Genomic DNA, 13,089 nt, shown 5'->3' with positions numbered 1-13,089 from the left:
AGACTCACACGGGGCGTTGGGGCGTTGCCGCCGGGCCCGGCCCGGCGGGGGTTGATCGCTGATAGAGGCACGGCTTGCGGGACCATTAGTAACGTGGATGCTGGGAGGAAAACGAAGGTCGAAGGCCTCGACACCGGCGTGGCTCAAGCCCGGCCAACCCTGGTGGTACACGCACAAACGGCTGCAGCGCTTATCTGCTGCTGGAGAGGCTGCTCATTTACCAATAAGCCCGCCCGGGCCACAGACAGAGTACGACACCAGGTGGCTGGAGGGCGGTAGTTTCCATCAGAGCAAATCAGGCAGCAGGATGAGGTAGGCCAAAGTGCTCGCGCAAGGTAGTTCCCTCGTACTCAGTCCGGACGTAGCCGCGGTCCTGCAGCTCCGGAATCAGCAGGTCGCACATCTGACGCATACCTCCCGGATTGTATGGCGAGTTTAGATTGAAACCGTCACAGGCTCCGGACTCGAACCAGTCCACCATGTTGTCCGCGATCGTCTGGGGTGTGCCGATGATCCACTGGTGACCGGCAGAACGTGCCATGTCGATGATCAGTTCGCGCAGGGTCATATTCTGGTCGACGACCTTGCGCCGGTACACGTGGTAACGGCTTCCCAGTTCCGGCTCATCTCTCAACCATTCGGAAGGGATCGTGTCGTCATAGTCCAACGAGGACAGGTCCAGTCCGGCGAGACCGGAGGAGACCTGCTGTCGCCCGTACTCCAGATTGACATAGCTGCCCAGCTCTTCGGCCAGCTCCTCTGCCTCCTTCGTCGTCTTTCCGATGATCGGAAGGATGCCGGGCAGTATCTTGGTGTGGTCAGGATTCCGTCCCTTGTCCACCAGCATCTTCTTTACCTGGGCGTAGAACTCGACCGAGCGTTCCTTCACTGGCTGGGCGGTGTAGATCGCATCGGCAACCGAGCTTCCCAGCTCCAACCCAGGGCCAGAGGATCCTGCCTGGACGATCACCGGGTGGCCTTGGGGAGACCGTGGTCCGGGGGCCGGACCCTCCACCTGGAAGTACTCGCCCTTGTGATTGATTCGACGGACGTTGGTGGGATCGATGAAGTTGCCAGAGGCCCGGTCCGCGATGACGGCATAATCGCCCCAGGAGTCCCATAGGGCTTTCACAACATCCGCAAACTCTCGGGCTCGACGGTAGCGTTCGGCCGGTTCGGGGATCGCGTCGAATCCATAGTTCTGGAATCCGTCGAAGGAGGTGACCAGGTTCCACCCGGCACGTCCCCCGGACATGTGGTCAACGCCTGCGATCTGGCGGGCCACCGTGTACGGGCTTTCGAAGGAAGTCGACATGGTGCCAATCAGGCCGATGTCGGTGGTCCGGGCGGCGATGGCGGACAACGTGGAGATCGGTTCGAAGTAACCGTTGGTCTTGATGTCTCCGCGCAGTGTCGGGTTGGCATTGGCGATGTCACCCAAGAAGACGGCATCGATCTTGGCCTTCTCGGCCATCTGTGCAAGCTCGACGATGAAGTCCAGATTGGGGACCTCCTCGATTCGGCTCCCTTCCCTACGCCACGAGTCTTTGTGGTGGCCTGCCGGGATGAGGAATGTTGTCAGCGCCATGCGGCGAGTGGGCTTCGCAGTCATTGTGCGGTAGGCCTTTCTCTTGACGTCGGTGGTGTCTGCCAGGAGGCGAACACCTGGATAAGTACTCAGTATGGAGTGGGCCGCCAACGGTCCTGCAGACCCTCAGATCAGTGGACACCATTCGCTGACCATGGTTCGTTCGTGGTCAGCGGTGCCCGGTCGGCTTCAGCTGCGCGACTAACTCGGACATGTCCTCCAGCTGTTCCAAATGGTGGACCAACTCCAGCACGCGGTCGGCAACGGAGTCCTCCAGAGTTCCGTTCCACGCGATGTTGCTACGGAACTTCGCCTCGATGCGCTCACGGGACAACGGGGCGAAGTGGATGTCCCCAAGGACCTGGTCCACACGAATCCGGTGGCGATCACCTGAGACGAGCCGCGCCTCTACTTCAGCCGTCCGAGCCTGTTCCCGGGGCAGGGAGTCGATGATCTCGATCTTGTCCAGCATCCTCTGCAGCGCTGGATCGCGCATGTGCGCCTCGTTCATGTGCTCCAGCCCAACGGTTCCGTACATCAGCGCCGTGGCGACAGCGAACCTGATGCTGAAGGCGCCGGAGACCTCCGGACAGCTTCCAACGGTAAACTCCTGCCCGACGAACCCGGCCTTGGTCCGCGGATTCACAAGGATCTCGATTCTCTCCACGTCGTCGGGAGTGAGTCCATAGGCCTCCACCAGTTGCACCGTGGCATCCAGCGATGCCTGGCTCGCCCGGCACGTCGGCCACGGCTTGATGACGGCATCGGCGTAGAACTCGTGACCTAGACCATCGGTGATCTTCTCCGGTTGCGGCGCGGCGCTCCACTGGGCCAGGAAGCCGAAACGTCCCCCGATTGGGTCGTCTGGTCCCCCGAAACCCGTTCCGGCCAGCTCAGCGGAGAAGACGGCGTTGCGAGCGGACAGGGAGATCGGCAGCTTGAACGCCAGGGTCTTGTCGCTGATGTTGTCGATGGTCCCGGAGACTTGGTTGATGGCCAGACCGAGTCCGTGGTGCAAGGTGGCAGCGTCCTGCTTCATCAGCAGACCGGCCGTGGCCACGCCGCCCAGAGCATTGATCGTCCCGGTGTTGTCTCCGCCGCCGTAGACGTCGAAGCCGGTGGCATGACCGAGCCTGGCGGCCAGATCGTCACCATAGATCAGCGCCGCGAGCAGGTCCCGGCCGCCGCGTCGGCGGGCCTCCGCCACGGCGAGCGCCACCGAGACGGTAGTGCCGGTGATGTGCGAGGGGATCTGCACTCCCCCGGCGTGGTCGGCCCCGACCGGTTCGAAGTCGTATGACCTCATCAGCGCAGCGTTGGACAGCGCGGCATGCATCGCGGGCACCTTGGCGCCCGTGGTCAGCACGGTCGCCTCTGGGCGCCCACCCCAGCCGGTGACCAGGTCGATCAATGAGGAGCTGCCCTCAGCCTGCGCCCCGGCGGCGATCAGCCCCAGAGCATCCAGAACGCGTGTCTTGGCCCGGTCAACCGCTTCCGAGGGCAGCGATTTGAAGTCCGCTGCCGCCAGATGGTCGGTCAGGACTGCCGTAAGTGTCTTGTCCATGGCCTTGGATCACGCCTGGCCTGCGGTGGGAATCTTCTGGCGATCGAGGAACTCCCACACGGTTCCCTTATCTCCATTGCGTTGTCCCTTGATGTGCTCGAGCATGCGCGCACGCCCGACCGAACCGAGGTAGAACCGCTCATACAGCTCGATGCGCGAGCCCAGGGCCGAACCGGCGAAATCCCAGGCGGTTCGGAAGATCCGAGAACGCTCCTGGGCGCTGATGTCGCCCGCTCCCGGAAGGTACTTCTCAAGCATCGGAGCGAGCTCCGGATTGTCGAACGCCGCTAGGGAGGGGGTGGCCAGCAGATTGTGCGAACCGATGGTTTTGATGATGTCGTTCACCCGGATCATCCACTCCGGCATGATCGTGCGCACTACACCGATGTCATCGTGCACGAAGTAGGCACCACCGCCCCAGTCATGGGCTCGACGCTCAGCGGAGTCGATGATCGCCCGGGTCATCACCAGGAAGCTGTGGACCTCACCGAGCATGGTGATCACGTCCTGACGCGCATTCGACCCGGTGACCCGGACCATCTCGGCGAGCAGATCATAGGCAAACTCCAGCTTCACCGCGGCACGGATCGCCGTCTGCTGCTGTGTACATCCGGTAGCGGTTCCTTGATTTACCGAGTTGTAGAGATCCAGCTCGCCATCGATGAAGATGCGGTCATGCGGGATCAGCACGTCGTTGAATATGACCACTCCGTCCTGCTCGTCAAACCGGGACGAGAACGGCCGGTCCTCGCGGGAGGCATCCACACCGTAGTGATCACGGCAGATAATTGCAATGCCCTCGGCCTCCACGGGGATGGCGAAGGACAAGGCGTACTTCTCGTAGCCGGGCTTGATGGGAGTTGCCGGGTAAACATAGATCTCATCGGCGATCGGGCCAAGGGTCGCCAGGACCTTCGCGCCGCGTACGATCACACCCTCATCGGTGCGATCCACTACCTGAAGGGTGAGGTCGGCGTTGGCCCCGTCCAGCTCACCGATCGATTTGTCGATGTTGGCGTGGACGATGGTGTGCGTCAGGGCTAGATCGTTCTCGGCCACGTACTTCTGGTACGCCTTGATACGCTCGAAGTAGACCGGGGCGGAGGCGGTCTTCTCCCATAAATCTGTGCGCGAGACGTGACCAGCCAACACCACGTTCACGTAGTCGGGAGTGCGGCCCAGCATGCCCATGGAATAGCGGGCGAACCGGTCGAAGGCACGGTGCCGCCGCTCGATGTCCTCTTGGTTGACGGGACGCAGGTGAGATACCGAGATCAGGTCGCCGCTGTCGGGACTCTCGAACAGGCAGTCGCCCCAATGCTCCCACTGGTAGTCGAAGTACTCAGCCATTCCGGCAAGGGACCCAGCGAAATCCGGATGTTCAGTGACATCGATCTGCTCGCTTCCGTACCAGACCTTGCGTCCGTCCTTCAGTCCCTTTACGTATTCATATCCACGTCGTGCTCCCACTGAGCTCTCCTTCATCTCTGACGTTGACTGAGACACAGAGCGCATAGCGAGCACCCCGATCGTTCTCATGTGTGGTTGTTCTGATGCTGGGGGCATCTGGCCGGCTGTCCTCGCCGGCCTTGCGATGACTCAGGCCGAGCGCAGGCCGGCTGCGGCGTACCGGCGATAGTCTTTGGCAGCCGGACCCGCCAGGGTGCGACTGACTTCTGCCGCTGCCTCCTGAAGGGCCGAGGCCCATTCCCGGACCGTGGCCGCATCGACACCCGATGGCAGGTTGCCGAGCCTAATAACAAGTCCGGAGTTGGTAGGCTCGTCAGCCTCCGGGGCTAAGACCGGTACGACCACAGATGCAAGGTCGATATCGGTGTCTCCCTCGTCCACCGAGCATCCGAAGTACTGGCGGCTCTGTGCGATGGTGGTGCGCACCGCGCGATCACGGGCGGGCGTCAGCTCAGCGTCGGCCCACTCGGCCAAGGCCTCACTGAGTTCGTCATAGCCGGCCGGATCCTGGTCGATGCGGGAGATGGCGTATCCCTGCTCGCGCACGCGGGCGAGAGCCTCGCGATAAAAGGTTACGACGTCCTCGTCCCGTGGGAAGATCCGGCCCAGCCAGGCATCGACCTGGTCTGGGCTCCATGCCACCGCCGCCTCGCCCAACGGCGGGATCAAAGGGATCCGGACGCCGATGCGCTCGTCAGCGTCGGTGTTGCCGCCGTACGATGTGGCACCGATCGTCTGGTCCAGGGAACTGATCTGGACCAGGGCTGCGGCAGAGCAGCCGAACCTCTGGGCAAGTGCATCGAGCTGCGGGCGAGTGGCCTCAGCCAGCCGGACCGCCGAAATCAACGACTCGTCCACGTGAGCGGACAGGCCGGTGGTCGAGAAGCCGCCGTAGCCGCCTTGGAAGAACAGCAGCGGCGTCACACCTCGGTCGATGGCCAAGTCGTCGACCGAGACCAGGGTGACGAAGTGGTCACCGGCCTCCATTTCCTCGGTGATGCGCCCATGGATGTGCGCGACGGCGTCGTCGATCATGGGGGCGCCAGAGGGCGAGAGAGTCCATCCGACCTTGTCGAATTTCTCCGGATCCTTCGAAGCCAGAGTGCGGCAGGCCTGCATCTGGTCGTGGGCGAACACGGAAATGCAGACATGGTCTGCTCCACGCAGCTTCGGGTAGGTCGATGACGTGGTCATGGGCATGAACGAGACCAGCGGCGGCTCCAGTGAGACTGAGCTGAAGGTGCCCACGACCATACCCACGGGGGCGTCGTTGACCATGGCGGAGACCACGACGACGCCGGTCGGGTAATGCCCCATAACCTCGCGGAATGCGCGGGGGTCGAATTGTGGTTTCTGGTCCACCGTTGCATTGCTCATGGCGTCCTCCTGGGAGAGTGCTCGGTTCTCTCGGCTTCGCCCGTTGGTCTGACGAAGATGTTTGCAATACGTAGCCGAGAATATATTTCTGACCCTTATGACAATAGACTGTCCACCCCGGGGGAGTCCACCACCAATTTTTTCGTGGGAGATCAACGCTCGGTGTGGGGCCAGATAATGCATTATCATTTACAGTATGTATCCTTGATGGCATACTGTTCACGTGCATGTGGTGCGGAGGACTAAGCCTTACCGCGCCGGTGTTCCTCACCACGTCGCGCCTCGGGATTTTTCGACACAAGGAGACACAGTGAACAGCATCCCAACTGGGCTCCGTGAGGGCGATCGGGACCCCACTGATCGCCATCACGGAGCCCTGCGGTCAGCCTATGCCGGCATCCGGACCACAGCGATCAAAGCCACCGGCCCGGGAGTCTTTAACCGGATCCCTATGTCCCTGCCGCGTTCTGAGAAGTAAGAGCAGACTGCCCGGGGACGACGCACTTTCCTCGACGAGCGGCTCCCAAATCGACGGCTTCGCGCCGTCCGACCGCGCTTTATGACCCTAATCATGTTTCATTTCGAGGAGATCTTATGGTAAGCAAGCCCACCAACGGTGACCTGTACTGGACCGAGGAGTACCCGACAATCACCGAGTCGGATCAATTTCTGCAGGAGTACGTCGCAGGGGCTGAAGCTCCCGTGCTGCTGGCCGCGTTGGCCACCACCCTGCAGGATCTGTCCTATGTGCCGGCCGAACTATCCCCGCCGCTTCCCCCGCTGGGCACGGCGCTGCTGCCCCATGGAGGGATGTCCCCCGAACAGGTCCAACGTGCGCGGGATCTGGCGCTGACCGGACTAAAGCGGCTTAGAGATGAGGGAATCCGCAGCGTGCAGCAGTTGAGCGCCGAAGACGCGTCCGCGATCCTGGACTGGTTCACCGGCGGACGCGCCGCCCGGGACCGGTCGTGGATGGGACAAATGAAGCATGAATTCGCCCCTGCTGCTGATCGCAACGGCTCGGCAGAGTGGAACTATGCTGACTACCCCGACCACCGGGCCGAGGCGCCATTCACGACCCTGATCGTTGGGGCAGGCATCTCCGGCATCGCCGCCGCCTATCGCCTGCAGGAGGCCGGGCTGCCGTACCGCTGGATCGAGGCTTCCCACCGGATAGGCGGCACCTGGTGGAAGAACCACTACCCGGGCGTGCGTTTGGACACCCCCACCTACGGCTACAGCTTCTCCTTCGCACAGCGGGTCGACTGGCCAAACCAGTTCGCCACCGGCGCGGAGGTTCTGGATTACTTGGAGTCACTGGCGGAGAAGGCCGACTTCACAGAGTCCATCGAGCTGAACACGTCGCTGATGCGCGCCGTGTGGGTTGAGGAATCGGCCACTTGGAAGGCCACCACGCGCACCAAGGCCGGCCACGAGACCACCGAGAGCTACAACGCGATCATCACTGGTGTGGGGCAGCTGGACCATCCTTTCATTCCCGAATGGCCAGGACAGGCTGACTTCAGTGGAGTCCAGATGCACTCCCAGGAGTGGGACCACTCGGTGGACCTGAAGGGCAAGAAGGTGGCCGTGATCGGCACAGGCGCCTCCGCCTACCAGATCGTCCCGGCCGTCATCGGGGATGTGGACAAGATGTACTTGTTCCAACGCAGTGCTCCCTGGATGTTGCCGGCACCGACTTACCACGAGCGGATGTCCGACGCTGCCCAGTGGCTGCACGAGAAGGTCCCGGCCTACGGACAGCTGTTCCGTCTCTTCGTCACAGCCGGCGGTATTGAAGGGCGCATCCACATCGCAACGGCTGAGGAGGGCTGGGACGGTGCACCACTGAGCGTTTCAAGGGCCAACGAGCGGTTCCGGCAGGCCATCATCGAACGGATGCGCGAGCAGTATGAAGGCCGCCCTGATCTGCTGGAGAAGGCCATCCCGAATTACCCGCCCTCGGCCAAGCGCATGCTCCGCGACAACGGCGTGTGGGCCGCAGCCCTGCGCGAGCCGCAGACGGAGGTCATCACAGAAGGTTTGGCATCCTTCACAGAGACCGGCGTGGTCACCGGCGACGGACGAGAGCTCGATGTCGATGTTGTCATCTACGCGACCGGGTTCCGTCCGTCCGATTACTTGGACCCCATCAAAATCGTGGGCCGCGGCGGCCTGGAGATCCATGACTACTGGGGCGGAGACGCCAAGGGCTTCGCCGGCATCACCGTTCCCGGCTTCCCGAACCTGTTCATGCTGCTCGGTCCCAACACCGGCGGAGTGGTCGCCGGTGGACTGCATTTCATGATCGAACGTGCGGCGGAGTACGCCGTCGAGGCCATCCATCAGATCCTGAAACGTGACGTGCGTGCCGTGGATCTGAAGCAGGAAGCCCTGGACGAGCACATGGCCTGGGTCGACGCGGAGAGCGAGAAGATGACCTGGGGTCAGCCGTACGTTAAGACATGGTATAAAAACAGGTTCAATCGGGTATCCCAAGTGTGGCCGTTCCAGACTAATGAGTACTGGCGTATTACGGAGAATGTGAACAGTGATGACTACGAGTTCCTGAAATGACCGCTCTGGATGTGACACTCCAGTATGCCCGGCTGTCCGACCCGGATGACAGGTTCTCCGAAGCCGAGCCTGTCCTGGCGACGGCAGAAGGTCTACCGGCTCCCGTTGAGCCTCTGGCCTTCCCGCAACTGTCAGGCGGATTGAACGCCCTGCTGGGGGAAGCCAACAGCGAGGCCGCACAGTCGCACGATGCCTTCCAGCTGCGCGTGCAGGCTCCGGAGATGGCGGAGGGGCTGCCTGTGGTGGTGTTTATTCCCGGTGGCGGGTTCACCACGGGGACGGGCAACGCCCGCTGGTTCACTGCCCCTTCGCTAGTCCACGAGGACCGGTGCGTGTTGGTAACCGTCAACTACCGGATCGGCATCCTGGGACATCTGGGAATCGATGGAAACCCGCTGGACTCCCAGCGGCCGTTGCGCGACCTGACCGTGGCTCTGCGCTGGGTAAAGAAGAACATCATCCTGTGCGGCGGGGATCCAGAAAAGATCACTCTCGCGGGCGACTCGGCCGGCGCATGGTATGCGTATGCGCTATCCACTCTTGAGGAGACCCGGGGCTTGTTCCGTCGCGCGGCACTGATCAGTCTCCCATGGGAGCCAGCGTTGACAGCCGAACAGTACCGGGACAGGTGGGCACTGGCGACCACCTCGCTGTCCGACTGCGGCGGACTCGCTGAGGCCTCGTGGGAATCGGTCCTTGGTGCCCAAGCCGGCATCGCTCAAGCCTACGCCGGTCGGGGGATGCCATTAATGCCGGCGGTCGGCGGCGAGCTGGATGAGGACCTGCACAATTACGCCGCCACTGCATCGAAGCTACACGTGGAGTCTTTGGCGCTGCTCTCGACGTCAGAGGAATCCGCAGCTTTCCTGCTCTCTGCCCCTGAGACGGCCTTCTCGGATGAGGCCGCCGATGGCTTCGCCCAGATCCGGTTCGAGGACCCGGCGGCGGTCCGAGCCTGGGTCGACCTCAAAGTCCCGGGGGCGTCGGGCAAGGCCCGGATGGTGGAACTGATGACCCTACACCAGTTTCGGCTAGCGCACCTGGAGCTGGCCAAGGCCGCTGCAGTTGCCGGCATCACAGTGCACCTGGCTGGATTCTCAGTGCAGAGCCCGCTGCCGGGCGCAGGCAGTCCCCACTGCATGCCAATGCCATTCCTGTTCGATTGTCTCCGGCAGTGGACCGACGCACCCATGCTGGAGGGGCTGGAGCCGGAGACATTTGCCACCACCTCGGAGGCCTTGAGGGGCTGGTTCGCCGGGTTCGTCCATGACGGCCGCATCCGGGTGGGCAATGGATATGGGAATCCTTTCACCGCCTCCGACCCCCGCCGTCTGGAGTTCGACGGCGGCCAACCCTACTACGAGGTTCCCTCCGAACTGGGGTTGGTGGCTCGTCGCTGAAAGAGGGCCCCCGCCGCCCTGTCCGTGAGTTCCGAAAGCCGGCAAGACCCGGGACTACCCTACGTGACCTTCTACGCCGCCGACAGGCATAGGGTTGGGGATGGGGTTGATGATCCATGCCGCGTCGGGTAGGGCAAGGATCTGGGGTCGGTCGTCGAGATGAAGCGTCCGAGGCGCCGGCGGCAAATACAAGCAAGGGCCGTCTTCGGATACCGAATACATGCGACACCCTCCACTGCTCTAATCAGTTTGTCGGCAGTCAAGCAGGATCTTGCCAATGTGGGACTTGGTTTCAAAATGGGCGTGCGCCGTGGCTACTTCAGAAAGTGGGTAAACCCTTTCTGTTACCGGCCTGATGGCCCCGGCTGTCAGGAACGGGAGGACAAGTCGTTTCACGCCTGCCATGATGGCTGTCTTCTGTGCGGAGGAGCGGTCTCGCAGCAGGGTCCCTGACACGGATGCCTTTTTCCTCATCAGGGCCGCGAAGTTCAAAGTGCCTTCGGGCCCGCCTTGCATGCCGATGGTCACGATCCGTCCGAATGGCGCCAGGGCCTCAACATTTCTGACCAGATACTGTCCTCCGACAGTATCGAGGACGATGTCTGCGCCGCCTTCAGCAAGCATCCTTTTTGCGAAGTCCTCGTCCTCGTAGTTAATCAAGACGTCCGCGCCAAGGCGACGGGCCACCTCGAGCTTCGCGTCGCTGGATGCGGTGACTGCTACCCGCCCTCCTAGGGCCTTGATGAACTGGATGCCGAAGACTCCGATACCCCCCGTGGCTCCGTGGATCAGAACGGTCTCACCGGGAGTGAAACGCCCTGTGTCGCAAATATTCGAAACCAGTGTGGCTGCAACCTCTGGTACCCCAGCGGCTTCGATCAACCCAATTCCTTTCGGGATCGGGAGGACATGGCCCGCGTTGACGGCGACATATTCGGCGTATCCACCGGAAGCAAGAAGTGCCATGACTTGGTCGCCGGGGATGAAGCCGTCAATAGCTGGGCCCGCTTCTACGATGGTTCCAGAGATTTCCATTCCGAAGATTTCTGAGGCACCTGGGGGAAGGTTGTGTCGTCCCAGCCGTTGCAGTGAGTCGGCCCGGTTCAGACCCGCCCCTGCTACGCGGATGAGAACCTCTCCGGTCTGTGGTCTCGGGTCCGGGAGTTCTTCCACAACGAGGGTTTCTGGACCGCCGGGTGTTCTAAATCGAACAGCTTTCATGATTCGTATTCCTGGTGTTTAGAAGCTTCGGGTGGTCATCACAGACGGGCCCAAACAAGTGGATGTGGGCGCATCCTGATTCATCTGCCGCCTTCTTCAGTGGTGGCCGCGGCAGCTGCGACGAAGCAGATTATTCGAACATGAGTTGGAACTGCCTTCATGAGGTCAAACAGTTCCCCGCTTCGCGCCAGCATTCCCAGTTACTGTTGCGGTGGATCCATGAAGGTCCGGTTAGTTGGCGTAGGGGTCGGCGAGTCCGATGTATTGGGTGGTGGTGTATTCGGTGATTCCTTCGGTGCCGCCTTCGCGGCCGAGGCCGGAGTGTTTGACGCCGCCGAAGGGTGCGGCGGCGTTGGAGATGACGCCGGCGTTGAATCCGATCATGCCGAATTCGATTTGTTCGGCTACGCGCAGGAGGCGGTTGAAGTCTTTGCTGTAGAGGTAGGAGGCCAGGCCGTATTCGGTGGCGTTGGCGAGGCGGATGGCGTCTTCTTCGGTGGTGAAGGTGGTGACGGGGGCTACGGGTCCGAAGATTTCCTGACGGAGGATGTCGGCGTTGTTGGGTACGTTGTCCAGGACTGTTGGTGGGTAGAAGTAGCCGGCCCTGTCCAGGGGTGAGCCGCCGGTGACGGCGGTGGCTCCGGCGTCGACGGCGGCGCTGACGAGGGCGTGTATGTCGTCTCGGGCGTTCCCGTCGATGAGGGGGCCGACTTGGGTTCCGGGTTCGGTGCCGCGCCCGGTGGTCAGTGTCTCCATGGCGGCGGCGAACCGGGCGGTGAATTCCTTGGCGATGGATTCGTGGACGAGGAAGCGGTTCGCGGCGGTGCAGGCTTCGCCCATGTTCCGCATTTTCGCGGCGATGGCCCCTTCGACGGCCTTGTCGAGGTCGGCGTCGTCGAACACGATGAACGGCGCATTCCCGCCCAGTTCCATGGAGGTGCGCAGTACGTTCTGTGCGGCGTCGGCGATGAGGCGTTTGCCTACTGGTGTTGAGCCGGTGAAGGAGATCTTGCGCAGCCGGGAGTCTTTCAGGAGCGGCCCGGAGATGCCGGAGGCGCTGGAGGAGGCGACGACGTTGAGCACTCCGGCGGGCAGTCCGGCGTCGAGCATGGTTTGGGCGAAGTACTGGGCGGTGAGCGGGGTGAGCTTGGCGGGCTTGAGCACCATGGTGCAGCCGGCTGCGACGGCGGGTGCAACTTTGCGGGTGGCCATTGCCAGGGGGAAGTTCCACGGTGTGATGAGCAGGCACGGGCCGACTGGTTTGTGCTGGACGAGGATTTTGTTCTTGCCCTCGGGGGTGGTGAGGTAGCGGCCATGGTCGCGGACGGCCTCCTCCGAGAACCAGCGCAGGAATTCGGCGCCGTAGGTCACTTCGCCGCGTGCTTCGGCCAGCGGCTTGCCCATTTCCAGTGTCATCAGCAGTGCGAAGTCCTCGGCACGCTCGGTGACCAGGTCGAATGCGCGGCGCAGGATCTCGGCGCGTTCGCGTGGGGCGGTCCGCGCCCAGGACGTCTGAACTGCGTCGGCGGCGTCGAGTGCGGCCACGGCGTCCTGGCTGGTCGCCGAAGCGAGAGCCGCAAGTACCTCGCCGGTGGCGGGGTCATGCACGTCGAAGGTGCCGGCGTCGGACGCGTCCCGCCACTGGCCATTGATCAGCAGGCCGGTGGGCACGGTGGAGAGAAGCTGGGCTTCGCGTTCAGGGGAGATGGCGGGGGAGTGCGCTGGAGAAACTGTCATGGGTTGCCCTTCGGAAGGTCAGTAGCTGGTGGGGGTATCGCCGTCGGGTGCCGGGATGTACTGGGCGGCGAGGGCTTCGGAGCCCCGAGCCAGGAGTGCGACGTCGGCACCGACCAGGATGAAGCCGGCCCCGGCGTCCAGGTAGTGGCGGGCGG

General features: G+C 62.6%; 8 protein-coding genes and 1 pseudogene. 2 read left to right on the top strand and 7 right to left on the bottom strand.

Annotation, left to right across the window (positions count from 1 at the left end):
- Window positions 1-295: 295 nt before the first annotated feature.
- From AC4D1W_RS13070 to AC4D1W_RS13055, 4 genes are all read right to left on the bottom strand, one after another.
- A complete protein-coding gene (locus AC4D1W_RS13070) occupies window positions 296-1,588 on the bottom strand; it encodes an NtaA/DmoA family FMN-dependent monooxygenase (RefSeq protein WP_490899020.1) in 1,293 nt (430 codons plus the stop codon).
- A gap of 169 nt (window positions 1,589-1,757) precedes the next feature.
- Window positions 1,758-3,152: an MmgE/PrpD family protein gene (locus AC4D1W_RS13065; protein WP_490899019.1), complete on the bottom strand. Its 1,395-nt coding sequence runs from the start codon at window positions 3,150-3,152 to the stop codon at window positions 1,758-1,760.
- A 9-nt stretch (window positions 3,153-3,161) separates the two neighbouring features.
- Window positions 3,162-4,622 (bottom strand): 4-hydroxyphenylacetate 3-hydroxylase N-terminal domain-containing protein, encoded by a 1,461-nt coding sequence (locus tag AC4D1W_RS13060; RefSeq protein WP_490899018.1) that lies wholly within the window; start codon window positions 4,620-4,622, stop codon window positions 3,162-3,164.
- A 129-nt stretch (window positions 4,623-4,751) separates the two neighbouring features.
- Complete coding sequence (locus AC4D1W_RS13055) at window positions 4,752-5,999, bottom strand: flavin reductase (protein WP_490899017.1); 1,248 nt, start codon at window positions 5,997-5,999, stop codon at window positions 4,752-4,754.
- 594 nt (window positions 6,000-6,593) lie between these two features.
- Here AC4D1W_RS13055 and AC4D1W_RS13050 point away from each other — a divergent pair.
- Window positions 6,594-8,576, top strand: coding sequence for a flavin-containing monooxygenase (locus tag AC4D1W_RS13050; RefSeq protein WP_490899016.1), 1,983 nt, complete (start codon window positions 6,594-6,596; stop codon window positions 8,574-8,576).
- Entirely contained in the window at window positions 8,573-9,976 is a 1,404-nt protein-coding gene (locus tag AC4D1W_RS13045) for a carboxylesterase family protein (RefSeq protein ID WP_490899015.1), read from the top strand. The genes AC4D1W_RS13050 and AC4D1W_RS13045 overlap by 4 nt, the downstream gene beginning before the upstream one ends.
- 240 nt (window positions 9,977-10,216) lie before the next feature.
- Here the strand turns inward: AC4D1W_RS13045 and AC4D1W_RS13040 are convergent, their stop codons facing one another.
- The 3 genes and pseudogenes from AC4D1W_RS13040 to AC4D1W_RS13030 all read right to left on the bottom strand — a co-directional run.
- Window positions 10,217-11,197 (bottom strand): NAD(P)H-quinone oxidoreductase, encoded by a 981-nt coding sequence (locus AC4D1W_RS13040; RefSeq protein WP_490899014.1) that lies wholly within the window; start codon window positions 11,195-11,197, stop codon window positions 10,217-10,219.
- Window positions 11,198-11,428: 231 nt separating this feature from the next.
- Window positions 11,429-12,934, bottom strand: a complete 1,506-nt coding sequence (locus tag AC4D1W_RS13035) for an NAD-dependent succinate-semialdehyde dehydrogenase (RefSeq protein WP_490899013.1) — start codon at window positions 12,932-12,934, stop codon at window positions 11,429-11,431.
- 18 nt (window positions 12,935-12,952) lie between these two features.
- Window positions 12,953-13,089, bottom strand: a pseudogene (locus AC4D1W_RS13030) (2-dehydro-3-deoxyglucarate aldolase); the annotation flags it as partial.

The sequence above is a fragment of the Arthrobacter sp. TJ-170 genome, assembly GCF_058269305.1.
The sequence above is the reverse complement of the archived record's forward strand: the minus strand, read 5'-3'. Positions and strand labels throughout refer to the sequence as shown.

Coding starts and splice junctions, on each gene's coding strand:
- AC4D1W_RS13045 (WP_490899015.1), top strand. CDS start 8,573: ATGACCGCTCTGGATGTGACACTCCAGTATGCCCGGCTGTCCGACCCG.
- AC4D1W_RS13065 (WP_490899019.1), bottom strand. CDS start 3,152: ATGGACAAGACACTTACGGCAGTCCTGACCGACCATCTGGCGGCAGCG.
- AC4D1W_RS13050 (WP_490899016.1), top strand. CDS start 6,594: ATGGTAAGCAAGCCCACCAACGGTGACCTGTACTGGACCGAGGAGTAC.
- AC4D1W_RS13055 (WP_490899017.1), bottom strand. CDS start 5,999: ATGAGCAATGCAACGGTGGACCAGAAACCACAATTCGACCCCCGCGCA.
- AC4D1W_RS13070 (WP_490899020.1), bottom strand. CDS start 1,588: ATGGCGCTGACAACATTCCTCATCCCGGCAGGCCACCACAAAGACTCG.
- AC4D1W_RS13035 (WP_490899013.1), bottom strand. CDS start 12,934: ATGACAGTTTCTCCAGCGCACTCCCCCGCCATCTCCCCTGAACGCGAA.
- AC4D1W_RS13040 (WP_490899014.1), bottom strand. CDS start 11,197: ATGAAAGCTGTTCGATTTAGAACACCCGGCGGTCCAGAAACCCTCGTT.